The organism is Candidatus Synechococcus calcipolaris G9 (assembly GCF_029582805.1).
GTDB lineage: Bacteria > Cyanobacteriota > Cyanobacteriia > Thermosynechococcales > Thermosynechococcaceae > Synechococcus_F > Synechococcus_F calcipolaris.
The window spans coordinates 1-22,952 of the sequence record NZ_JAKKUT010000007.1 but is presented as its reverse complement, the minus strand read 5'-3'; the positions used below and the strand labels follow the sequence as shown (position 1 = coordinate 22,952).

The following is a 22,952-nucleotide window of genomic DNA, read 5'->3' as shown; positions in this document are numbered from 1 at the left end:
AGAAATTGACGCGCCCTAGTGGCCCACCCCCACATAATTGAATCCCAATTCTTCTAACGCCTTGCGATCTAAGAAGTTACGGCCATCAATCATAATCGGCTGCTCCATTAACGTGGCAATTTTTCCATAGTCCAGATCTAAAAACTGTTGCCAATCCGTCACTAAAACTAAGGCATCACAGCCATCCGCTAGTTGGAAAACATCGGTTTCCACAATCACATTGGACAGGCCGGAGCGTAGTCCTGACTGGGACACTAAGGGATCGTAGGCCTTCACCTTTGCCCCAAGGCGATTCAATTCTTCAATCAGATTTAGGGCTGGGGCATCGCGCAGATCATCGGTATTGGGCTTAAAGGTCAATCCCAAGAGTCCCACGGTTTTCCCCTTGAGAATTTTGAGAACCCGCTGCAATTTTTCAATCACAATGTAGCGTTGCTTATGGTTGACGTGAACGGCGGAGTTGAGGAGTTCTGCCTCGTAACCATAGTCATTGGCGGTGTGAATGAGGGCGGAAACATCCTTGGGAAAACAGGATCCCCCCCAACCTAGCCCCGCCTGCAAAAATTTATTGCCAATCCGGGAATCTAAACCAATGCCCTTGGCAACCTGCACCACATCGGCACCGACGCGATCGCAAATATTGGCAACTTCATTAATAAAACTAATTTTAGTCGCCAAAAAAGCATTGGCTGCATACTTGATCATCTCCGCCGAGCTTAGATCCGTCACCAATACCGGCACCGGGGGTAGGGTTTGATCTGCTGCCACGGTGCGATTAATGATAGGGGCGTAAAGCTCTTTCATCAGGGCGATCGCCTTATCACTACTCCCCCCTAAAACAATGCGATCGGGGTTAAACGTGTCATAAACCGCTGAACCTTCCCGCAGAAACTCAGGATTACTCACCACATCAAAATTTAAGGGAGGATAGGTCGCATTACTTTTAATGGCTTCAACTAGGGTATTATCCCGCTCGGCCACCCCATCCAAGACCAACATCCGCACCCAGTCTCCCGAACCAATGGGAACCGTGGATTTATTGACAATGACCTTATAGCCCTCATTTAAGTGGGCACCAATTCCTTTAGCAACGGCCTCCACATAGCGGGTATCCGTTTCTCCGGTGGCTAGGGCTGGGGTTCCCACCGCAATAAATAAAATATCCCCATGGTTAATGCCCTGGGCCAGGTCGCTGGTAAATTTAATATTGCCGCTATCAATGACCTGGCGCAGAATATCCGTCAATCCGGGTTCATAGATGGGCGACTGGCCACTTTGGAGCAGTTTCACCTTTTCAATATTGTTATCAATGCAGATGACATCATGGCCAATGTGAGCCAAGCAGGCCCCCGTCACTAGCCCCACATATCCCGTCCCAATGACACAAACGCGCATACGTCTTCTCCCATGCCCTTGACTTGACTTTAACTGACTTAAACTTGAACCACCTTGTTGTAGGTCACACCTAGCCGCTCTGCGAAATCAGGAATAGTTCGCTGCAAACCATCCATGAGGGGAATTTTTGGCTGCCATTCCAGCAGATTACGCGCACGGGTAATATCCGGTCGCCGCCGCTGTGGGTCATCGGAGGGTAAAGGTTTGTACTGAACCTCCGCCGTAGGATTGATTAGGGCTTGAATTTTCTCTGCGAGTTCTAGCACCGTGTATTCATCTGGATTACCCAGGTTGATCGGGCCTTGGTGCTCACTATTCATCAGCTGGATAAAGCCCTCTACTAAATCGGCGACATAACAAAAACTGCGGGTCTGGGAGCCATCTCCATACACCGTGAGGGGAATGCCTTGGAGGGCCTGAACAATAAAATTACTCACAACCCGGCCATCATTCACCTGCATCCGGGGCCCATAGGTATTAAAGATGCGGGCGACACAAACATTGACGTTATTTTGGCGGTGGTAGTCAAAGGTGAGGGTTTCTGCCACCCGCTTTCCTTCGTCATAGCAGGAACGAATTCCAATGGGATTCACATTCCCCCAGTAGTCTTCCGTTTGGGGATGAACCAAGGGATCGCCGTAAACTTCGGAGGTTGACGCTAAAAAAAACCGAGCTTTGGTGCGTTTTGCCAAGCCCAGCATATTCAGCGTACCCATCACATTGGTCTTAATGGTTTTAACCGGGTTAAATTGATAATGCACTGGGGATGCCGGGCAAGCTAAATGGTAAATTTGCTCAACTTCTAGCCGAATCGGCTCCGTGACATCATGGCGAATCAATTCAAAGTTGGGATGACCTAGCCAATGGAGAATGTTTTTCTTGCTACCCGTGTAGTAATTGTCCAAGCATAGGACTTCATGGCCCGCCTCCATCAGGCGATCGACCAAATGAGAGCCAATAAATCCGGTTCCACCAGTCACTAAGATACGCATTGCTTCAAACGCTGATCCCGATTAAGTTAATAGAGGTTTACCCCTTGGGGGGGGTGGAAATATCCTTAACCAGCCTACCCCTTTGTGGCTCAGGATTCCCATGGGATTTTAAGTTTTTTATAACTTTTTCCACAAAACTCCCTGTCCGTCGATGCCGTGGGGCCGTTCATTGCTCCTGTGAATAGAGATTTTGACCCTTAATTCCACGCCCAGAGGAGGGCCATCTTGGTAATCGCTCCCAATCCTGAGGATCAACGCCCCCTATCCGTGGGAGTTTTTATCTGTTTGGAATGGCATCCCAAGGCGGGGGGCCATGTGAAATGCTGGGAACGCTACGCTGAGGCTGCCACCCATTTGGGCGATCGCCTGGATTTAACCCTCTACTTTCTTGGCGAAAAGGAGGCAGAAATTCCCATTGCCGAGAATGTTCGCTATCGTCTGCTGCCCCCCCAATTTAGTACGGCTCGCCTGGAAATTTTGCGTCAGGGGGGGGGAAATACGGACGTGGCCACGTACCATCACCGCTTACGCTCCTACCTAGAACAACACCATGTCTTCCATCTCACCGATACCTTTAGTTTTGCCCACACCGTGCGTCAGTTTTGCCGTCGCCATAGGCGGCCCTTGGTCAGTTCCCTGCATACCGATTTACCCCTATTGACCCGCACCTATTCCCGAGAAATTATTATTCGTATGAGTGGCAACAGCCCTTGGGGAAAATTTTGGCAACGGTTTTGGCTAGATTGGCTGCAAATCAATCGCCTATTTGTGCATCAAGCCACCCAAAAGTTAAAGGGCTTTATGGTAGCCAGCGATCGCATTTTAATTTCCCGGCGACAGGATTATGATTGGCTGACATCGTTTATGCCCCCTGAACGTATAGGTTGGTTTCGTCGGGGCATCGATCGCCATCGATTCCATCCCGATCAACGCCAGCCCGAACACCTTCGCCAGCTCTATGGTTTACCCCCCCAGGTTCCCCTACTGTTGTTTGTCGGTCGGGTCGATGAAAGTAAAAATGTCCTCCTCATGGCCCAAGCGGCCCGATGCTTACTTGATCAGGGGTATGGGTTTCACGTCCTCGTAGCGGGTGAGGGAGCCCAATCGAGTCAGGTTGAAGATTGTTTGGGAGATGCCGTTACCCTGATCGGCCATGTTCCCCAGGATCGCCTAGGGATGATCTATGCAAGTAGTGATCTATTTGTTTTTCCCTCCGAATCGGAAACGGGCCCCAACGTTGTGGTGGAAGCGCGGGCGGCGGGATTACCTGTGGTAATTTCGGGTTTTGATACTGGGGCAAAGTTCATTGCAACCAATGGCGAGGATGGGATTGCTGTCTCTAGCCGCGAACCGCAAGATTGGGCCCGGGCGATCGCCCCCCTGCTCAAGGATCCCCATTACCGGCGCACCATGGGAGAATTAGCCCACGAAATCACCCAGAAGACGTGCCCCACATGGGAGGAAGCATTTGCGGAGGATATTTTACGACGGTGGCAAGAGGTTGCCGACTAACGGTGACGTTAGCAAAGCTAGTGTAGAAAATTTAGAACCGAGTTAATCCGCTTTTAGATCACTGCCTAGCATCATTTTATAAAGTTAAGGCTATTTCTATTCCTCCAGTAGCCACGGCTCTAGAATCACTGTTTCATCCAACACTTTCTTCGGACGGAGGACTAAAACCAATTGCCCAAGTAACGGAATATCTGGTGGTTCTGGAAACCATTGCAGTTCTAGCCCATCTTGATTGACTAAAAAGTAGCGATCGCCCTGCCAGGCAGTTTGACCGCGATCGATTACAATTAAAACCGTCTTGCTCGCCAAGGATTCATCGAAGTGAGTCTCTTGATTGGGCAGATCCGCTGGTAACTTCTCCGCCGGACAAAGAAAACCCAGCGGATCCATCGCCTTCAAAATCACTTGCCAACCTGGTAGGGGAACCCAGGTCATTGGGGCCGCAGATTGAATCGCATTAAAGGGGGCGATCGCCGAGATTGAGGGTACATCATGAAAGGTTGCCAAGGGCACAGGAAAATCGCAGATCAAGGGAATGATCCGGGGTAATTCCTCCTCTGAGTCAAGGCGATAGAGGGGCAAACGCGGCTGACCTTGGCCCTTGACTACACTTAAATCAGTGAGCAGTTTTTCCAATTCTCGGCGGGCCGTTTCCGACACTACGTAGCTAAATCCTTGGGCAATTAAACGGGAGCGTTGGGCTAAATCCCGTTGTTGACGGGCCAGTTGCCAATAATAATGGGCAATGACATCTCCCATCTCCTGAGTGAATCCGGAGGGGAGACTGGTTAAGCGGGAATAGTTTTTAATCGCCTTGGCAATGTCGTGGGCCCCATCCACATCTAGCTTCTTTTGCCAGGCCAGGGTTGCAGCCTGCTGGCGATCGCCCTGGGCAAGGATGCGAAATTCGTAGAGAAGATCACTTCCCCGCTGTTGAAAATGACTCAAGACCTCGGGATCCGTTTCCGCCGCCCTCAGACTTTCATACACCTGGGCAGCAATGGTAATTTGGTTTTGTTGGATTGGTTCAAAACCCGTTTCCTCAAAAATTCCCTGGGGGCTTAAACCAGCTTTTTGGAGTTGCTGACAGGCCTGGCCCCAATCTACCCAAGAGCCTTCTTTCCTGCGAAGGGCTTGGAGGAGGGCAACGGTATCAATCGCCCCCTCAGGGGTGAGATCATCCGGCTCTATACTCAATGGTCGTCCTCCTCCCCATCTTCCATGGTGCCGGGGGGTAAAATTGCGGCGGTGACAATGGCATCATCCTCATCGAGCCGTTGCAGGCGCACGCCAGTGGCAGAGCGGGATTGGGATGAAATGGCAACCACGGATTGCCGAATAATAATCCCCCGGCTGGTGACGATCATCAATTCATCCTCGGCATTGACAATCCGCAGGGCCGCCAGTTGATCCTCTTCACTCTTGGCCTTGAATTTGGTGGCCGTCAAGCCCATACCCGCCCGATTTTGCAGCCGGAATTGCTGCACCGGAACCCGTTTACCAAAACCATTGGTGGTAATCACCAGCACCCAGGGGCCATCACTGGTGTCCGTTTCCAGGGTTTCATCGATATCCTCCATCTCCTCTGCCTCCGGGGAATGGGCAAAGGTGTTCACGATCGCCGCCGGTAGAATATCCATCCCCACCAGTTCATCCCCCGCCCGTAAATTCATGGACTTGACTCCCCGGGTGGCCCGACTCAGGGGCCGCAACTGATCGTGACTGGCCCGAAAATGAATGGCCATTCCCTTGCGAGAACCAATAATGATGCTGTCCTCCTCCCGAGTGCGCCGCACCCAACGCAGTTCATCGGCATCTTCTAGGGAAATGGCAATCAATCCATTGGTGCGAATATTACTAAAGGCAGACAGGGCTGTTTTTTTAATAAATCCCTTGCGGGTGAGCATTACAAGGTATTCATCTTCACTGAATTCCTGTACCGCAATCACCGAGGTAATTTTTTCTTCCCTGGGGATTGGTAGGAGTTGGACAATGGGTGTCCCCCGAGCATTCCGAGATCCCGTTGGAATTTGGTAGGCCGGCAGGGCATAGGCAACGCCGCGATCGCTGAAGAACAAAATGCGATCGTGATCGTTACAACCAAAGAAATGCTCGACCTGGTCATCCTCTTTGATTTGCGCCCCCTTGCGGCCCCGACCATCCCGACTCTGGCTTTCAAAGGTATCTACGGCCATGCGTTTGATGTAGCCCTGCTGAGTTACCAAAATCACCGATTTTTCATTGGCAATCAGATCCATATCGGTAATGTCGCCATCATCTTGAATGATTTCCGAACGACGCGGGGTGGCAAACTTGGTTTTCAGTTGGGTAACTTCCGTTTCAATGATCTCTAGAACCCGTTGCCGATGGGCCAAAATATCATTGAGATCCGCAATTTGACGTTGCAGATCCTCATGTTCCCGCTGAATTTTCTCCGCTTCCAGGGCAGTCAGTCGCCGCAGTTGCATTTGTAAAATGGCATCGGCCTGGAGTTCACTCAGGCTGTAGGTGGCCATAAGTTCTTGGCGGGCTAAGGTGGTATCACTGGCCTGGCGAATTAGATGAATCACTGCGTCTAAATGATCGAGGGCAATGAGCAACCCCTGTAATAAATGATCTCGTTCTTCCGCTTTGCGGAGATTGTAGCGAGTCCGACGGGCGATCGCCTCTTCTCGAAATTCTAAAAAGACCTCTAAAAATCGCTTCAGGGTGAGCAATTGCGGCTCCCCATTCACGATCGCCAACATATTGGCACCAAAATTAATCTGGAGGGGGGTTTGTTTGTAGAGATTATTGAGGACAACGCGGGGGTAGGCATCCCGTTTTAATTCAATCACCACCCGAATGCCATCCCGATCGCTCTCGTCCCGCAGATCCGAAATGCCATCAATTTTTTTATCGTTGACCAACTCAGCAATTTTTTCCATCAAGGCTGATTTATTGGTCTGGTAGGGAAGTTCGGTAATAATAATGGCTTCTCTGGGGGGGCGACCCGGAGCTTCTAGGGTTTCAATACTGGCGATCGCCCGCAGGGTAATGGAGCCACGCCCTGTGGTGTAGGCATCCCGGATTCCACCCCGACCCAGGATATGGCCCCCGGTGGGAAAATCAGGGCCAGGAATATACTGCATCAGGTCGCGATCGCTCAGGTCAGGCCGATGAATCAGGGCAATCACCCCATCCACCAGTTCCCCTAAATTGTGGGGGGGAATATTCGTGGCCATGCCCACGGCAATTCCAGAGGAACCATTGAGAAGGAGTTGGGGCAACCGGGCCGGCAATACAAGGGGTTCTTGCTGGGAGCCATCAAAATTGTCGCCAAAGTCAACGGTTTCCTGCTCAATATCCTGAAGGAGGGCATCACTGGCCAAGGCCTGTAGGCGACATTCGGTATACCGCATCGCCGCCGGTGGGTCATTGTCAATGGAGCCAAAATTTCCATGACCATTAACGAGGGGATGGCGCATCGAAAAGTCCTGGGCCATCCGCACCAGGGCATCATAAACAGCAGAGTCGCCATGGGGGTGATATTTACCCAGCACTTCCCCCACCACCCGCGCACATTTGCGAAAGGGGCGATCGGCACTCAAGCCCAACTCGTGCATGGCGTAGAGAATACGGCGGTGTACGGGTTTGAGTCCATCCCGCGCATCTGGCAAGGCCCGCCCGACAATCACGCTCATGGCGTATTCCAGGTACGAGCGGGAAATTTCCTCCCGCAATTCGGTGGGAATAATTCGCTCTGGCACCGCCTCTGGCGAAAAGGTCATACAGGACTCCGCAACAACACCGAAAATAATATTTTTCAGTATAGCATTTAAGGGCTTTTCGACCGTTTCAAAAAGGCTCTAACCCTGAATTATCAAGGGTTTTCTAAAATATTTTGCGAAATATTAATCAGCTTTTGTCGGGCATGGCAGAGACTACACCGCTGCCATTGATCCAGTTCTCCCTGGGGGGTAGGACAGTGACACTGGGGACAACAATTCAATTTCTGCGCTCTCCTTTGCAGGGTTTGCTGCCACTGCTCAAAGGCCTCCTTGGCGGTTTGGGGAGCAGGGGGCTGGATAGCATCGCCAGAATTGGGGGAGATACCGGCAGCGGAGGATAATTTGGAGGCGGCGTTGGAGTTGGACTTAGGCTTAGGCTTGAATCCCTGACTGCGCCAATCCCGACTAGAGAAATGAATATCCTGAATGGGGAGTTGGTACTGGTCTTGGAGTTTTAGCAGAATCCTGGGCCGCTCAAAGGTTAGGGTCTGGGCCCACACCGCACTGGATACGGCAACTCGCAAAATGCCCTGATCTGTCAGGGCGATCGGCCGGGACTGCTGGGCCACCACCCCGCCAACGATCTGGGGCCATTGCTTGGCTAACTGGAGAAACTGCTGCACATTTTGCCAAGAGGGCGTGGTCTGAGCCTGCTGAACTAGGATTTTAATACCCGTTAAGCCCATGGATTCCTGTACCTCAAAATTCTCATCAACAAGTTTGCATAGATGGGGTGCCTGGGGCGAAGGCTTAAGGTATTAGTCCAGTCCGGGGATTGTCCTGGGTCTGACATTCTCAGCCAATGGCAATGCCTTGAATCATTGTTCATCTATCCTACTGCACCACTCGCTAAGGGCCTAGACTATGACCACCGCCAATGCCACTGATGTTCAAAATCGTCTCAAAGCAGCCTTAGCCTGCCTGAATCTGAGTCTAGAGGCAGAACTGACCCAATATCGCTGCCATCGGATGGTGACAGGGGCCCCTCCCTTTGGTGGCGAAGATGAACATCAATCGACTGCGGAGCCGGAGGACGACTTTCCTGAATTTGCGGAACTAGCAGCAATGACGGATGCCGCCGCTGTCCACTCCCAGACCAGTTTTGCCATTACTCCCGTGGTGTCAGCTCCGGAACCCACCACCCCAAACCCCATGGTTCAGAACCCCATGGATCCGACAGCCACAGAAATGTCTCCCATTCCCCCATCCCTGCCCGTTTCCACACCAGAATCCTATCCCCATGCTACGAGTAACCATGACGCGAGTAACAAGGAGGATGATTCCCATGAGTTTGAAGTGGATGATTTCAGCTTTGATGCGGCCGAACTCGCTGGACTCCTGCCCCAGGCCTTTGCCCATGCCCATGGAACCAATGCCGCCAACTCTGGAACTAATGCCAGTGGTGAGGTTCTTCCCACAACAGCGGTGAAACGGCCCATGGCTTCCACCCGGGAGTTACTGAAAAATGTCCAAGGGGGCGATCGCCATCCTGGGGGTATCAACCATGTCCAACGCTGGCTCATGGTGGTGGGTGTTTTGGGGGGATTGGCTGCAGCCCTAGGGGTCTATATGCTGCTCCGGGGCGATCGCTCCTTGCCAGAGCAACCCGACGCTTTATCCAGCGAGGTTTCCCAACCCCAGGCCAACTCCCCATCCCAGTCCAATATTTCCGGTTCGGCTTCCCGTTCTAGTGAGGCCATTCCGGGGGGGCCCGATTTGACTGCCCGCGAGTTTACAGAGGTCAACCCCAAAACCCTCTCCCAATTGAAACCTACCCCAGCGGCCACCAATTCCCCATCAGATCCAACGGTTCCAGCCAAGCCTGAGAATGAGTCGGCTAGTCCTAGGACAAGTAATACAAGCAATACTCGTGACAATAACGCCAGCTTGGATATGAGCATCCTGCAAATGCCCAATGGTCACTACTATATTGTTGCCCCCTACAATAATCCCGAGGACTTAGAACACGCCCAAACCCTAGTACCAGAAGCCTTTTTAATCCGGCTTGCCGAGGGTCTAAAGATTCAGTTGGCGGTTTTTGAGGATGAGCCTTCGGCTAAAACATGGGTCGCTCAAATGGAATAGGGAACAATCCCCAATCTAGGCAATACCCCCATCTAGGCAATGCCATTATGGGAAGATGCAGCGGCACCGGAATAGACCAACCCCCGCTCCACATCCATGGTTAAAATGGTTCCCTCTCGAATCAAATCCGTGGCATTTTTAACGCCGACAATGACCGGGATGCCAAGCCGCAGTCCCAGGACGGCCGCGTGACTAGTTAAGCTATCTTCCTCGGTAATGATGCCCGCCGCCTTGCGAATGGCCCCAACAAATTCCGCACTGGTACGGGGAACCACTAAAATTTCTCCCGAATTAAAGGTGCGAATGGTATTGCCTTCCTGTACCACCCGGGCTGGCCCACTGACGGAGCCATGGCCAACCCCACAGCCCCGGCCCATAATGGATGTTACTAATTCCACTTTGAGCATATCCGTGGAACCGGAGACCCCCTGCAAGGTTCCGGCGGTCATGACCACGAGATCCCCCTCACTGAGGAACCCCCGATCCTGGGCCGTATGAATCGCCGCCTGAAAGGATTGACGCATGGATGGATGGTTCAGGGTCAACAGGGGTTCTACCCCCCATACCACCTGTAATCGCCGCGCCACTTCAATGTGAGGGGTTGCCGCCAAAATGGGAATGGGGGGACGAAATTTAGAGACGTTCCGGGCTGTTGCCCCAGTTTTCGTTTGGGTAATAATTGCCTTGGCATGGAGTTGGATCGCCACCTGGCCCACGGATTGACTAATGGCATTGGGAATGGATCGCCCAGGAATGACCTCTGCCAAATTTTTACGCAGTTGGGGTTGGGTATCCATACGAATGGCAATCTTGGCCATGGTGGCTACGGCTTCCACCGGATATTCTCCCATAGCGGTTTCATTGGAGAGCATTACTGCATCGGTTCCATCCAGAATGGCATTGGCCACATCGGAAATTTCAGCCCGAGTGGGCCGGGGACTTTTGACCATACTATCGAGCATTTGCGTGGCCGTAATCACCGGAATGCCCAAGCGGTTGGCGGCGGCAATCAAGCGTTTTTGTAAAATCGGTACATCTTCAGCGGGCAGTTCTACCCCCAGATCTCCCCGGGCTACCATTACCCCATCACACATGGAGAGAACCGCATCCATTTGCTCGATCGCCTCGTGTTTTTCAATCTTGGCAATCACCGGGATCTGTTTTCCCGCCTCGGCAATGAGTTCTTTGATCTCTAGGAGATCCTGGGGATTGCGGACAAAACTCAGGGCCACCCAATCCACCCCCTGACTCAGACCAAACATTAAGTCCGCCCGATCTTTTTCCGTGAGGGCCTTAATGGAGAGGTACACACCAGGGAAATTTACTCCCTTGGAATTGGAGAGGGGGCCGCCCACCACCACCCGACAATGCAGTTCGCCTTCTTCCTTATCCACCCGCTCTACAATCATTTCGACTTTGCCATCATCCAGTAAAATCGTCGCACCTGCCGGTACTTCTTGGGCTAGGGGGGGATAGGTGATGGAGCTAATGGTGCTATTTCCCATTAAAATTCGGCTGGTCAGGGTAAAGGGGTCTCCCCGTTTTAAGGCAATGGATCCATTCTCAAAGCGACCGAGGCGAATTTTCGGCCCCTGGAGATCCTGGAGAATCGCCACCGGTTGACTCAGTTCGTAGGCAATTTGCCGAATTAGGCGGATACTGCGTTGGTGATCCTCGTGGGTGCCGTGGGAAAAATTGAGGCGGAGGGTTGTCGCTCCTGCTTGAATAATCGCCCGCAGCATTTCTGGACTACTGACCGCAGGGCCAACGGTAGCTACAATCTTTGTCCGTCGTTGTAGGGTTTGATAGGGCATGGGGTTAAAGGGAGAGGATAACGAAAATTAGGGGGGAATGAACTGAGGACACGGGGGTTGGGAATAGGAGCGACGGAGGGTAAGTTGGGAAAAATCCAACAATCCTCATATTACCCTCAGTTGAATCGTCCGGCCGTTAGGGCGATCGCCAGGGCATCGGCCGCGTCATCGGGTTTAGGCAGGTAATCTAGGGCCAGTTCTCGCTGTACCGCCTGTTGAACCTCCTCCTTGCCCGCATTCCCATAGCCAGTGAGGGCCTGCTTAATTTGGGCTGGGGTAAATTCCACAAGGGGAATCGACAGTTGACTCAAGACCAGTAAGACGATTCCCCGGGCCTGGGCAACGGAAATGGTATGGCTCATCTTATAGAAAAATAACTTTTCTAAGGCCACCAGATCCGGCTCTAGTCGAGGCAAGAGGGTATGCAAGTCGTCATAGATCATACCAAGGCGATCGCCCATGGGGGTGTGGGCTGGGGTGGTAATCACACCAAAGTCCAGCAAGGTTGGAATCTGCTGGGTATCAGCGACTAGGGTGAGACAGCCGTAACCCAAGGTGGCTAGGCCAGGATCAATGCCTAAAATCCGTTTCTCGATCAAGACTGGTAAGACTGGTAAACTGCAAATATCAAACTGTAAATATCAAAATTGCTATGCTTTAGTTAACGAATACAATATACTCTCAGTTCATTCTCTCCAGTCCATTCTTTAAGTATTTGAATTGTAATTGCTATGATCCCATCGGCCCACGGACTTTTTGCTTGGCTTGACCTCCCCTGGGATGGCTTATTTTCAACCCAAGGCATTATGATTATGCTCTTGGTTGCCTATGGTGGGGCCATGTGGCTTTTTTTATCCGGTGCGCCAAAGGTTTTTACGGTCATGGTGTCGGATTTGGAGCAGGCACGGCAATTCTACGAAAATGACTTGCAATTGCCCCTAGCGGATGTGCCCCTGCACTACTATTACAACTATGAGCAAACCCTGGGGGTGGCCTCAATGGATCCCCTCTATATTCCCTCGGCCCTCAGCTATGGTGCCCCCAAGCGTCCCAGTCCCTCCGATGGATTGTGGTACCAACTCAAAAAAAGTACCCAGTTACACATTATTAGTGGTGCCAGCCAGGGAGAGAAAAACCGCGATCGCCATGTTTGTTTTGATCGGGAATGCCTAGAGCAATTACTCCTACGGATTCAGCGTCGCCATCTCCGCTATAAAATTCGCCGGGATAAACCCCTAAACTTTTTAGTCAAGGATTACCAAGGTCAGGTCATTGAAATGGCGGAAATTAATCCCAGTTAGGTTCCCTGGAAGATTTTTCGCGCCGTCAGATCTAATACCCCCAGCAAGGACGAGGCGATCGCCCTATCGCCTGTATATACCTGCTCCTCATAGAGGCCATCTACCCATGTCAGAATTGTGACCTTTTCCTGACTACCATCCACAATCCAATATTCGCCAATTCCCCGGGCTGCGTATTCCGATCGCTTGTACCGATAGTCTCGCTTTTCCTGGCCAGGGCTGACAATTTCAACCACTAAGGCTGGGGGTGGCATATCTGGCATCACAGTGGATCGGGTGGCTCCGACTAATGCGGTGGCCAGTTCCTCTGATAACACCATTAGATCCGGGAAGCGGGTTGTGGCTCGCGCACCAGTGACGACAATTTCAGTCCCCATCCTGACGCGATAGCTGGGAATGCCTTGATTCAGGAAAAACGCAAAGAGAAAAGAGGTAATCCGAACATTCAGTTCACTCTCTGGCGGCATCTGGACTAATTTCCCATTCTCCAATTCATGGCGCGCCTCTGTACCATTGTCGTAGTTGAGGTACTCTGCCAAGGTCAGAATTGGGGTTGAATTTGCGGCAACTACCATGGTGTCGATAGGATCGTTCTAGCTCTAATCCCCCCATCCTAACAGAGGGTTTCAAGCATTCATCGGTTCATTTATTTAAGTGCGAATCGCCGGTAAAAAGTTTGCTCTCCCTAGGCTCTTTGGCCCAACCGCCACCGATGCCAGAGACAACCCAGGGCAATGAAACTCAGGCCGGTCAACCACACTAGGGGTTCCACCCAAAAGGCTAGACCTAGGCAACCATATAATCCTAGATAGGCTAACCAGCGGGGGCAAAAACATTGCTCCGGGGGGAGTTTCAATGCGGCTAAGTTGGTAATGGCATAGTAAATCAAAACACTAAAGGCACTAAATGACCAGGTCGTCTTGACATTGCCGATCAGGGTCAGGAGGGCAATAATGACAGCAACGGTGAGTACCGCAGGAACGGGGGTCGTTTGCCGAGGGTTGAGTCGAGCTAAATATTTGGGTACATCTCCCCGACGGGCCATGGACAAGATGACCCGAGACAGGCCCAAAATTAGATTTAATAAAATGCCAATCATGGCGGCGATCGCCCCTAGGGCCACCAATAGACCCGTACCCGGAATCGGAAAACTGGCGGCAATCACCTGCAAAGGAGCCGCTTGATCCAATGCCGCTTGCCCTAGGGCAGTAGCTCCCACAGTGCCAATGCCAACCCCAGCCACGGCAACATAAAGAATCAAGGTTATGGCTAGGGTGATTAAAATTGCCTTGGGAATCGTTTGCTCTGGCTGCTTAACTTCTTCCCCCAACACCGTAATGCGGGCGTAACCACTATAGGCAACAAACATCAGGGCCGTTGCTTGCAGCAAATCCGGCAGATTCAAGCGATCCCACCCCCAGGTAAAGCCGATCCAGCCATTGGCTTGGCCGTAGAGTATCCCACTGAGAATAAACGTCCCTAAACCTAGCAGACTCAAACAGAGAATAAATGTATTCAGCCAATTGGAGCGGCGAATTCCCTGCAAAACGACGAATGTCAGACCAATGACCACCCCCACCCCTAAAAGGTTTTGGCCCAGAAATGAGTCTACTGAGAATAGATTGAGGAGATACCCGACAAATCCCAGGGCGGCAGTGGCGGCGGAGGCACTCTTTGCTAAGAGAAAAGTCCAACCGGCGGTAAAGCCTAGATAGGAATTGAGATAACGGTAGCCATATTCATAGGTTCCCCCACTGACGGGATGACTGGCGGCCAGTTGGGCACTACTGAGTCCATTACAGGTGGCAATGATTGCTGCCAACACTAGGGCAATCAATACCCCTGGCCCGGCCACGCCGGTGGCAATGCCAATGCTGACAAAAACACCGGTACCAATAATGGAACCAAGGCCAGTAAGAACCGCCCCGGTCAATCCTAGTTCCCGTTTTAACATCAAACGAACATCAAACAATGGGGGGGAGGGGTTAATCGGAGACCTTCACTGTCACCGAGGCTTCTTTCCTCACCCTACCAGAGAGAGGTAATGACTGAACCCATTGGCCCATCACCTGGCGTTGATTAATCAAGTAGATACTGATCAAGGTCAGACCCACGCCCAAAAGCTGTAAGCGGCTCAGGGTTTCCTCCAGAATCAGATTGCCAAAGCTGAGGGCAAAAATAGGGGTCAAAAATGTCAGGGAACTGAGGCTAGTGAGATTTCCCTTGGAGGCAAAATAGAAAAATAAACCATAGGCCAGGGCACTCCCAAAAAGGGTGGCGTAGCCTAAGTTCAACCAATCTAGCGTAGTTAACCCGATCCAGGGAGCATCTGGTGTCCAAATCGCCATGAACAGCAAGGGGATTCCCCCCAAAACCATGTGCCAACCCGTCGCCATAACCGGATCACTATAGTGAGATAGGGGCTGCATGACAATGGTTCCCACCGCCATGGCTAGGGCTGCCATCAGCATCCAGGGTTCGCCCCGCTGACTCAGACTCTCCCAGGTGAAGCCCGTCAGGTTCCCTTGGAATAAATCGGCCCAACTGTCCTGGGGCAGACCAATGCAACTAATGCCGACGATGCCCAAGAACAGGCCCAACCAGCCCCAGCCTCCCACCCGCTCTCGATACAGCCAGCGAGAGAGTAGGGCAACCGCCAAGGGTTGGGAATCAATCATTACTGAACCAAGACCGGCTCCCGTTCGTTCTAAACCCAGAGCTAAACATCCCTGGAAGAGGAGACCATCCACTAGGGCAAATAGACTAATCCAGGCCCAGGCGCGCCATCCTTGGGGTTGGGGCTTCCCTAGGGCGATCGCAAAGGCAAGGACGATAAGCCCGGCGGGGAGGAGTCGTACCCCTGCTACAAAAAAGGGAGTAGTATGGGGCATCACCTGCTTCATGGCCACCATCGCTGTTCCCCAAAAGAAAAATGGGGCGATTAATAGCAGCTTGGCGATCGCTGGGGAGTTAAATCGAAGCAGGGGAGAGTTAATCACGACATGCGACACTAAATTTATATTTAAGCGTTTATGTCTAAATGTAACATTTTATTTACTTTTTTTATTGCAAGTTATGAAAGATAGGTTTATGGCAGCTGAAATTGTTATTTTTGCAAAATCTATTTCACTGTCATGCAAACACGAGAATCAATGAACTAGCCTGCTGTATCTGATAGGGTCGGCATTCTCAATCCCTTTGTCTCTAACCACTCCCGATTAAATAACCGAGATTGATAGCGGGAGCCACTATCGCATAATACGGTCACAATGGTGTGGCCCGGGCCCAACTTTTTCGCTAGTGCAACTGCTGCACCCACATTAATGCCCACCGACCCTCCCATGAATAAACCATCCCGGTGGAGCAACTGATAGATCACCTCTAAACAGTCCTGATCATGGATTTGAATCCCATCATCCATGGGGGCACCCTCAAGATTAGCGGTAACGCGACTATTGCCAATCCCTTCGGTGATGGAATTGCCGCTGGAGGTTAATTCTCCAGTTTTGGCATAGCTATAGAGGGCACTACCCATAGGATCCGCCACGACCGTCTGAATATTGGGATTTTTCTCTTTTAGATACAGTGCAACCCCGGCATAGGTTCCCCCCGTCCCCGTTGCTGCAACCCAGCCATCAATCTTACCCTCAGTTTGCTGCCATAGTTCTGGCCCTGTGGTTTCGTAATGGGCTTGACGGTTGGCGAGATTATCAAATTGGTTGGCCCAGATAGCATTGTCCATTTCCGCTGCGACTCGTCCCGAGAGTTTGACGTAGTTATTGGGGTCTTTGTAGGGAACGGCGGGGACAGTACGGACTTCCGCCCCTAAGGTTCGCAGGGTCTCAATTTTCTCCTGGGATTGGGTATTGGGAATAATAATCAGGCATTTGTACCCCTTCGCGTTGCAAATATGGGCAAGGCCAATGCCAGTATTGCCAGCAGTGCCTTCCACTACAGTGCCCCCAGGCTTTAACTGCCCCCGCCGCTCGGCATCTTCAATGATGTACAGAGCTGCCCGATCCTTGACGGAACCGCCAGGGTTGAGAAACTCCGCCTTCCCTAAAATTTCACAGCCCGTTGCCTCACTAAAACTGTTGAGACGAATCAGGGGAGTCTGACCAATGGTGGCAACAAATCCGTTTTTAATATCCATTCTCTAGGGGGTGATGATGACCTGTTCTTTATTTTGACACCCTAGAGATTTTATGGCTTTTTTTTTATTCCATCCCCTTCGTTGATTCCTGGCTCACAGAATCTACTAGATCATGGAATAGAGCTAACCCTACCCGTCTTCTTAACCAGGCCCGGGCCATTTTTACCTTAATCCCACCCGGCCTTAGCTTCTTTTCTGTTTCTTGAGCAGCAATTAATTCAGCCTTGGTGCTGAAATTCTCTAAAGCCTGTCCATACAAAATTTGCCATTGTCTGATGATCATATTTTTCTCTTTGCCCCATCGCGTCCTAGGCTCAACGCGGGTATGACACCATTGCCACAAGGCTTTGCGGCATAGCTCCGATCCACCCTTCTTAGATTTCTTGCTTTTGCCGCTGTATTCTCGCACTGGAGCAAGCCCCAAACATTTCAGAAAACGTCTCTCTGATAGGTAGCGCGTTGTTTGCTTTCCACTGTTTTTGCCCTTCCTGCGGATAATCTCTGGCTTGCCATCCGGCCCTAGAAAGTCCTGGATGGGATATATCTGAGACAACAGCAAAGCACCGATCTTTAGTCCGAAGCCATACCGAGAAAATACCCTGTTATATGCTGAAAATTGGGGTTGATTGACCAATGGGCCTAATTTAGCGGTGATCCGTTGTTCTTCCTTGAGAATCTGAGTCAAAAGCCCGGCCTCTATCCTGGTTTCTGGTAGAAGCCCTAGACCCACGGTGTTATCGAGGTCGCGGTCATAGCGGGCCGATTTTCTTAGACCGGCCAGCCAGCCCCAAAATAGCGGTGCATCATCAATGGTTTTATTTTGGTGTTCAGGCATCGCGATCGCTAAGTCTTGCTTCAGGCGATTACCTATCGGGTTCTTTATCCGATCTAGATGTTGTAATCGTAGGACTAATGCCCTAATTTCCCTAATTTCAGGACTGCGGTGCTTTAGAAAGGCGAATCTCGCCTTACTTTTCAGAGGATCAAGGGCATAACAAGCCATGGCTATCGCGTCTGCAAAGTCATCCTTGTCAGGCAATCCTAGCCCGATCCTGTAGCTCCTTAATCGCTTGTGATCTACCCCTTTAGTCTCAATTCCTAATTCTCCCAGGCGTTCAACCCATTGCCTTGAGTAACATTCTCCCGTAGGCTCATACACCGCAACATCTGGATCAATTTCAGCGATCGCTTTAATTGCATCCCAGCCAGATTCCAAAATGATCGGCTCATTCTCTAAATAATACGTTTGCACATCTTCAGGAAGTTCATTCAAGACGCAGCAAACTATGGAGCTTGAGCAGATGTCAATCCCTAGAACTTTCATTTATTTTTCCCTTTGTGTGACTAAATTTTGATAACCTACTTAGCCTGCGTCACACCCGCGACAGAACTCACGGCACCCTATAGGCCCGAGTAGGTTTAGCGTTTCCCCCTAGACCGTGCCTAGGTCAAAATTAAAGCCGAAGCTTACGACAGTCTGTAGGCACTGGAATCTAAGGGAAAAACGCGCTGATCGGGGTTGGAAGCCGATCCGCGATCGCTCCTGGTCTTGGAGCGATTTCGGCCCCTGGCTTCATGGGGCCTCATCAGGCGGATTAAAGATTATCTGGTTTATCTTGTGGAGGATTTACGGCCCTGACCGAAAACACTGGAAAGTATTCCTCGATCCATTTCTCAAGCTCTAGGGCCTCTGCCATTTCGATAAACAGGGGATCGCCGTCCACAAAGTCTAAACGTACAATCTGAATCTCAGAATCTATCCACTCAATCCTTACTAAGTGTTCAAGGTTGAACGTTGTTTGAATCCTAGGCAGAAATATAAAGTTAGGCATGGGGGAATTAGCGATCGCCGGTTATTGGCCGCGATCGCGTTAGGGTGAAAAAAAGATGAAAACTCCCTGAGCGATTGCCAACCGGCGATCGCTTTGTTTGTTTTTTGCAATATGTCGGGTTAAGCCGACATAGCAATCATACACACACAATAATGTCGGGTCAACCTTACAATGGCAAAAGATGATCTGGTAACTTTTAAGATGCTCAGACAAAAAGTAAGCCTTAGCCAAGAACAGCTAGGGGAACTTCTAGGAGTCACCCGTCAGACTATCTCTGAATGGGAGAATGGAAGGTCTATGCCTACTCTTAATCCTTCTGAAATGCAGAAGCTTTGCCATCTTCTAAACTGCTCTCTAGCTGAATTGGTAGAAGCCCTGGAGAATATCAAGCGGATCCATCAGATAAATGGATGATCATTGGGATGATCCACGGCAATTAACCTTTGATTTTTACCTTCAAAGCGATCGCAACCAGGCCGGCGGCGATCGCAATCAGTCCAGCGATCGGCAAGACCTAAATAATTCCATGGCACCGATCGCCGATTCCCTAAATACTCCTCAACCCCTGGAAGCCGCAAAACCTAAACGTAAAGCGGATGCCTTAGAAAGCTCTAAGGCATCTTATCTAACCGATTCATCCCCAACCACGGAAAACGGGTTAGATAAGAACCCAATGGCAGGCCCCACCATGACCTACCAACTAAAAGGGGTATACTGCGGAAAATCAGGCTGTAAACGATGCCCCCATGGCCCATACTGGTATGGATTCTGGAAACAGGATGGCAAGACCAGGAGCAAATATATAGGCAAGACCCTATAGAAGCTCTAGGCCTCCCCTAACTTCTATCGAATCAAAGTCAATATACCGCTGGACACTGGCCAAGGATTTATGGCCCGATATTTGTTGAATGACCCTAACAGATATTCCAGAACGCGCTAAATGAGTGATGGCCCCACGTCTAGCAGAATGGCTAGAGTAACCCACAAGGCCCAATCGTTTGCAGGCCCTAGAGAGCGCGGCCTTATAGCAATCAGGATGAATATGTTTCTTAGGGTTTAACTGGCTTGGAAAGAGCCACTCTGAATCAGATTTAGGAATCTGGATTAATAATTTTCGCAGTTTAGGGGTAACTGATACTTCCCTGGTACACCGATCCTTTCTACTGGCCCCGGGAATTACCACAGCATCTAGGGGTTTCCCCTTGCGATCGTAAACATTGGCCCGCCGTAGTTGGCAAACGGCCCCAACCCGTTCAGCACAGTACCAAGTCACCCCTAAAATAAAATTATGGGGCGGTTTCAATTCCTGATAAAGCCTTAAAAAAGTTTCAGGGTTTAACGGTTCAGCTTGTCCAGATCGTAGAATTTTCATTAGTAATTAGTAATTCATTGATTTATAATACGAATGCCTAAGATAATCTCCTTTTAGTTGCACACGCTAAACCTAGTTCCTGTAAAGGTTCTAGGTTTTTCTATCCCATCGTATTCTATCTAAAATACGTTAATTGTCATGGCTTTAACGGCGGTCTAATCTGACAGTATCCAACCCTTAAGGATTGTCAAAAATGACAGCTTTTAGCACCGCAAATATTCCTAGTAATGTAAACACTCTTGAAGAATTGGCAGCATGGGCAGCATCGGCCCTAGCTGAGGTCAACCCATCGGCAACGATCGTGGTAGCTCCAGGACAAGCGGCCCGCAGTGCCAATGTCCAGAGTGTCTTTTTTGAGAACCAATCAACCAACCCAGAGCGATTAGCGATCGTCCTATATCTCCCCTTGGTTGCTGGTTGGCGGGGTCAAGGCAAAATTTGGAGTAATGGGGTAGGCGAATTGTCAGCGACGGCATTACCAACCAGCTATACATCCAATTAGGGTAATGCTATCCCCTTCAACTCTGGCCAGAATCCCCCCCCAATACCATGAGGCCGCGATCGCGGCGGCCGAGGCCCTAAAACAGAAACAGATCCAAGAGTCCGCTAACCGGCCCCTGGTTGACTTAGGTAATGGCCCGGGCCAACCACCGGCCCCCCATCCCGGCCCCCTTACCCCCCAAACTCCGGCCCCAACATCCCCTAAAATTCCACTCCCTAAAATTCCCAAACTGCCCAAACTACCCAAGCCGCCTAGCGGCTTAGGTGGCCTAGGAAAATTGCTAGGGCCGGCCCTTGCCGTTCCCGCCTTGATTGATGAGGTTGGCAAGCTAGAGGATATATCCCGTCAACGTCAAGCTAGACAGCGAGAGCTTGAAGACTTCTATAACAAAAAACTAAGGGACGCTAACGATGGCTCACCCTTAGCTAATTTTCGGGATGTAGTCACTCGCACCGCTTTGGGGATGCCATTAGTTGGCCTAAATCCACCGATCAAATATCCCCCTGGCGAAAATGGCCCCTATTATCCCACTGAGGCCAGTGAGGCCATTACCTATACGGTCAAATTCAGCAAGACACTATATAGGCAAAGCGGTACATCTTGGAATTGGACTCCGTTAACAAACGGTGGCACATGGGGGAACGCGGTAGGGCCTATTTCACTGCGGTTTGAAAAAGTTGTAGGCCGCACTGGCTGGTATATGAGAAACGGGGCCGGCTCTACTTGGTTTGTTTCTGGAGTCACCCAAGCCGGTGTTCTGAACGATATTCAAGGCGGTGATGTTTCATTTTCGCCCGTAGGTCAGCCTGAACTACCACTTAAAGATCGCTTCCCCCCAACCCCTAGGCCATCTCCTGGAGCTACCCCGGCCAGTCCCCAAACCCGGCCGCCGGCCGTACCTGGAGCATCCCCGGCCAGTCCCCTACCCAGACCCCAACCAGAAGCCCCCGCCGCCAACCCTAATAATCCCGTACCGCCGGCCGGCCCCAATAATCGGCCCGTACCAATTCCAGGCGATGCAAGCCCGCCGGCCTGGCCATCCTCCCCTAACCCAGAAAGGCCCCATGATCCGGCGTACCCCAACAATCCACCGGAATACAACCCCAACACGCCCCATTCACCCCATAGCCCGGCCAGCCCCAATCCATTTAATCCGGATCAGCCATTAGGTGATCCGCCAACAGAAACGGTAACACCGTCTAACCCCAACCCCATCCCGGCCGCTACAGAAAACGCGGGAACATCTAGGCAACCATCCCCCCAACCCCAACCCCTACCGATCACATCTCCCATCCCTGGAGAACAGGTTACATCCACCACTGACCCCAACCCGCAAGGCCAAGATAACCCCAACCCTAGCCCCAACCCAAATTATCAATTCACCCCCGGCCCGGAAAATCCAACAAACTCAGCAAGCGCGTGTCGGTTTGAGTTAGGGCCATACGGGTTAATTATGACCCTCCTAAACAAAATTCTGGAGGCCTTGAATAAGGAGGATGAACAAGGGGCGGCCAATGGGCCCCAGTTAGAACAAGTTCAGTTAGCCTACGTTACGGGGTCAAGTGGTAGTCGGCAACTGCAAAGCCACCAGTTTCAAGTCTTGCCGGGGACAGTACCGGCCGCTACGATTCAAGATTTTAACCAAACGGCCCAATGGGCATTAGTTGATCCGGGCGACTATTCCCGGAAAACCTACGAATTGTTAGGCGGCGGCACGATTTTTAATGAGAATCACCAAGCGGTGATCGCCCCTGAACAACAGGTTAGGCAATCCATAGATCAGATGGCCCCAGATGGTGAGAACCCCGGAAATATTCAAGTATTGGGAATTGCCGGCCTCATTACCGGAATCATTGGGGCGGTGGCATTTCGTCAAGGGTTGCACACATTCCCCCGGTCAATAGAAACATTTGATGAGGTTACAGGCGATCCGGCGGTAGCAGTGGCCAAGAATGCCGTAGATGTCACCCTAACCACTAACTCAACGGGTAAGGCGATCATGACGGGGTTAAAGAAGGCCCAACAATTCCTAAACACCATTAGCCAAAGGCTTCACTTTGATCGCGTGACCAATTATCTAACCTTGATCACTACCCTACATAATGGGGCGATGCTATCTAGAAATTTGGGAATCTCAATCCTATTTCTGCTAGACAATGCTTTACAGATTCCTGGCTGGCAACCAAAAGACGAGGAGGGCAACGTGATCAGCGTTGCTCAGTTA

The 22,952-nt window shown here is 51.0% G+C and carries 19 protein-coding genes and 1 pseudogene; 7 read left to right on the top strand and 13 right to left on the bottom strand.

Features of this window, described 5'->3' with window-relative positions; translation table 11 throughout:
• Positions 1–15 precede the first annotated feature (15 nt).
• Positions 16–1,395, bottom strand: coding sequence for a UDP-glucose dehydrogenase family protein (locus tag L3556_RS14030; RefSeq protein ID WP_277867961.1), 1,380 nt, complete (start codon positions 1,393–1,395; stop codon positions 16–18).
• 38 nt (positions 1,396–1,433) lie between these two features.
• Positions 1,434–2,387 carry a UDP-glucuronic acid decarboxylase family protein gene (locus tag L3556_RS14025; protein WP_277867960.1) on the bottom strand — a complete coding sequence of 318 codons (954 nt, stop codon included), beginning with the start codon at positions 2,385–2,387 and terminating at the stop codon, positions 1,434–1,436.
• A 225-nt stretch (positions 2,388–2,612) separates the two neighbouring features.
• Here L3556_RS14025 and L3556_RS14020 point away from each other — a divergent pair, with 225 nt between their 5' ends.
• Positions 2,613–3,899: a glycosyltransferase gene (locus L3556_RS14020; RefSeq protein WP_277867959.1), complete on the top strand. Its 1,287-nt coding sequence runs from the start codon at positions 2,613–2,615 to the stop codon at positions 3,897–3,899.
• Between the two features lie 96 nt (positions 3,900–3,995).
• Here L3556_RS14020 and L3556_RS14015 read toward each other — a convergent pair whose 3' ends face one another.
• The 3 genes from L3556_RS14015 to L3556_RS14005 all read right to left on the bottom strand — a co-directional run bounded on the left by L3556_RS14015 (position 3,996) and on the right by L3556_RS14005 (position 8,355).
• Positions 3,996–5,096, bottom strand: a complete 1,101-nt coding sequence (locus tag L3556_RS14015; protein WP_277867958.1) for a RuBisCO accumulation factor 1 — start codon at positions 5,094–5,096, stop codon at positions 3,996–3,998.
• Positions 5,093–7,669 carry a DNA gyrase subunit A gene (gene gyrA / locus L3556_RS14010; protein ID WP_277867957.1) on the bottom strand — a complete coding sequence of 859 codons (2,577 nt, stop codon included), beginning with the start codon at positions 7,667–7,669 and terminating at the stop codon, positions 5,093–5,095. Before gyrA ends, L3556_RS14015 begins: the two co-directional genes overlap by 4 nt.
• Positions 7,670–7,761: 92 nt before the next feature.
• Positions 7,762–8,355, bottom strand: coding sequence for a DUF721 domain-containing protein (locus tag L3556_RS14005; protein WP_277867956.1), 594 nt, complete (start codon positions 8,353–8,355; stop codon positions 7,762–7,764).
• Between the two features lie 178 nt (positions 8,356–8,533).
• On the opposite strand from L3556_RS14005, the gene L3556_RS14000 reads away from it, so the two are divergent.
• Positions 8,534–9,754 (top strand): superantigen-like protein SSL4, encoded by a 1,221-nt coding sequence (locus L3556_RS14000; protein WP_277867955.1) that lies wholly within the window; start codon positions 8,534–8,536, stop codon positions 9,752–9,754.
• 32 nt (positions 9,755–9,786) lie between these two features.
• Here the strand turns inward: L3556_RS14000 and pyk are convergent, their stop codons facing one another.
• Complete coding sequence (pyk, locus tag L3556_RS13995) at positions 9,787–11,568, bottom strand: pyruvate kinase (RefSeq protein ID WP_277867954.1); 1,782 nt, start codon at positions 11,566–11,568, stop codon at positions 9,787–9,789.
• Between the two features lie 116 nt (positions 11,569–11,684).
• Complete coding sequence (ruvC, locus tag L3556_RS13990; protein WP_277868020.1) at positions 11,685–12,164, bottom strand: crossover junction endodeoxyribonuclease RuvC; 480 nt, start codon at positions 12,162–12,164, stop codon at positions 11,685–11,687.
• 135 nt (positions 12,165–12,299) lie between these two features.
• Here ruvC and L3556_RS13985 point away from each other — a divergent pair, with 135 nt between their 5' ends.
• Entirely contained in the window at positions 12,300–12,869 is a 570-nt protein-coding gene (locus L3556_RS13985) for a VOC family protein (RefSeq protein WP_277867953.1), read from the top strand.
• On the opposite strand, the gene L3556_RS13980 is transcribed toward L3556_RS13985, so the two are convergent.
• The 5 genes from L3556_RS13980 to L3556_RS13960 all read right to left on the bottom strand — a co-directional run bounded on the left by L3556_RS13980 (position 12,866) and on the right by L3556_RS13960 (position 18,346).
• The gene (locus tag L3556_RS13980) at positions 12,866–13,444 is read right to left on the bottom strand and encodes a Uma2 family endonuclease (protein WP_277867952.1); all 579 of its coding nucleotides are present in this window, start codon (positions 13,442–13,444) and stop codon (positions 12,866–12,868) included. The two genes, L3556_RS13985 and L3556_RS13980, sit on opposite strands and share 4 nt — an antisense overlap.
• A 110-nt stretch (positions 13,445–13,554) precedes the next feature.
• A complete protein-coding gene (locus tag L3556_RS13975; protein WP_277867951.1) occupies positions 13,555–14,823 on the bottom strand; it encodes an APC family permease in 1,269 nt (422 codons plus the stop codon).
• Between the two features lie 31 nt (positions 14,824–14,854).
• Complete coding sequence (locus tag L3556_RS13970; protein WP_479682451.1) at positions 14,855–15,781, bottom strand: DMT family transporter; 927 nt, start codon at positions 15,779–15,781, stop codon at positions 14,855–14,857.
• A gap of 245 nt (positions 15,782–16,026) precedes the next feature.
• Complete coding sequence (locus L3556_RS13965) at positions 16,027–17,022, bottom strand: cysteine synthase A (protein WP_277867950.1); 996 nt, start codon at positions 17,020–17,022, stop codon at positions 16,027–16,029.
• Positions 17,023–17,086: 64 nt separating this feature from the next.
• Positions 17,087–18,346, bottom strand: a complete 1,260-nt coding sequence (locus L3556_RS13960; RefSeq protein WP_277867949.1) for an IS110 family transposase — start codon at positions 18,344–18,346, stop codon at positions 17,087–17,089.
• Between the two features lie 679 nt (positions 18,347–19,025).
• Between L3556_RS13960 and L3556_RS13955 the strand changes: the two genes are divergently transcribed.
• Both L3556_RS13955 and L3556_RS13950 read left to right on the top strand, forming a co-directional pair.
• Positions 19,026–19,268 (top strand): helix-turn-helix transcriptional regulator, encoded by a 243-nt coding sequence (locus L3556_RS13955; RefSeq protein WP_338405754.1) that lies wholly within the window; start codon positions 19,026–19,028, stop codon positions 19,266–19,268.
• On the top strand, positions 19,261–19,674 hold the full coding sequence (locus L3556_RS13950) for a DUF6788 family protein (protein WP_277867948.1): 414 nt from the start codon (positions 19,261–19,263) through the stop codon (positions 19,672–19,674). The genes L3556_RS13955 and L3556_RS13950 overlap by 8 nt, the downstream gene beginning before the upstream one ends.
• Here the strand turns inward: L3556_RS13950 and L3556_RS16365 are convergent.
• The gene (locus tag L3556_RS16365; RefSeq protein ID WP_422110739.1) at positions 19,669–20,226 is read right to left on the bottom strand and encodes a tyrosine-type recombinase/integrase; all 558 of its coding nucleotides are present in this window, start codon (positions 20,224–20,226) and stop codon (positions 19,669–19,671) included. The two genes, L3556_RS13950 and L3556_RS16365, sit on opposite strands and share 6 nt — an antisense overlap.
• A 193-nt stretch (positions 20,227–20,419) precedes the next feature.
• Between L3556_RS16365 and L3556_RS13945 the strand changes: the two genes are divergently transcribed.
• Together L3556_RS13945 and L3556_RS13940 are read left to right on the top strand one after the other, a co-directional pair.
• A complete protein-coding gene (locus L3556_RS13945; RefSeq protein WP_277865249.1) occupies positions 20,420–20,728 on the top strand; it encodes a hypothetical protein in 309 nt (102 codons plus the stop codon).
• Positions 20,729–20,732: 4 nt separating this feature from the next.
• Positions 20,733–22,952 (top strand): annotated as a pseudogene (locus L3556_RS13940) (hypothetical protein); the annotation flags it as partial.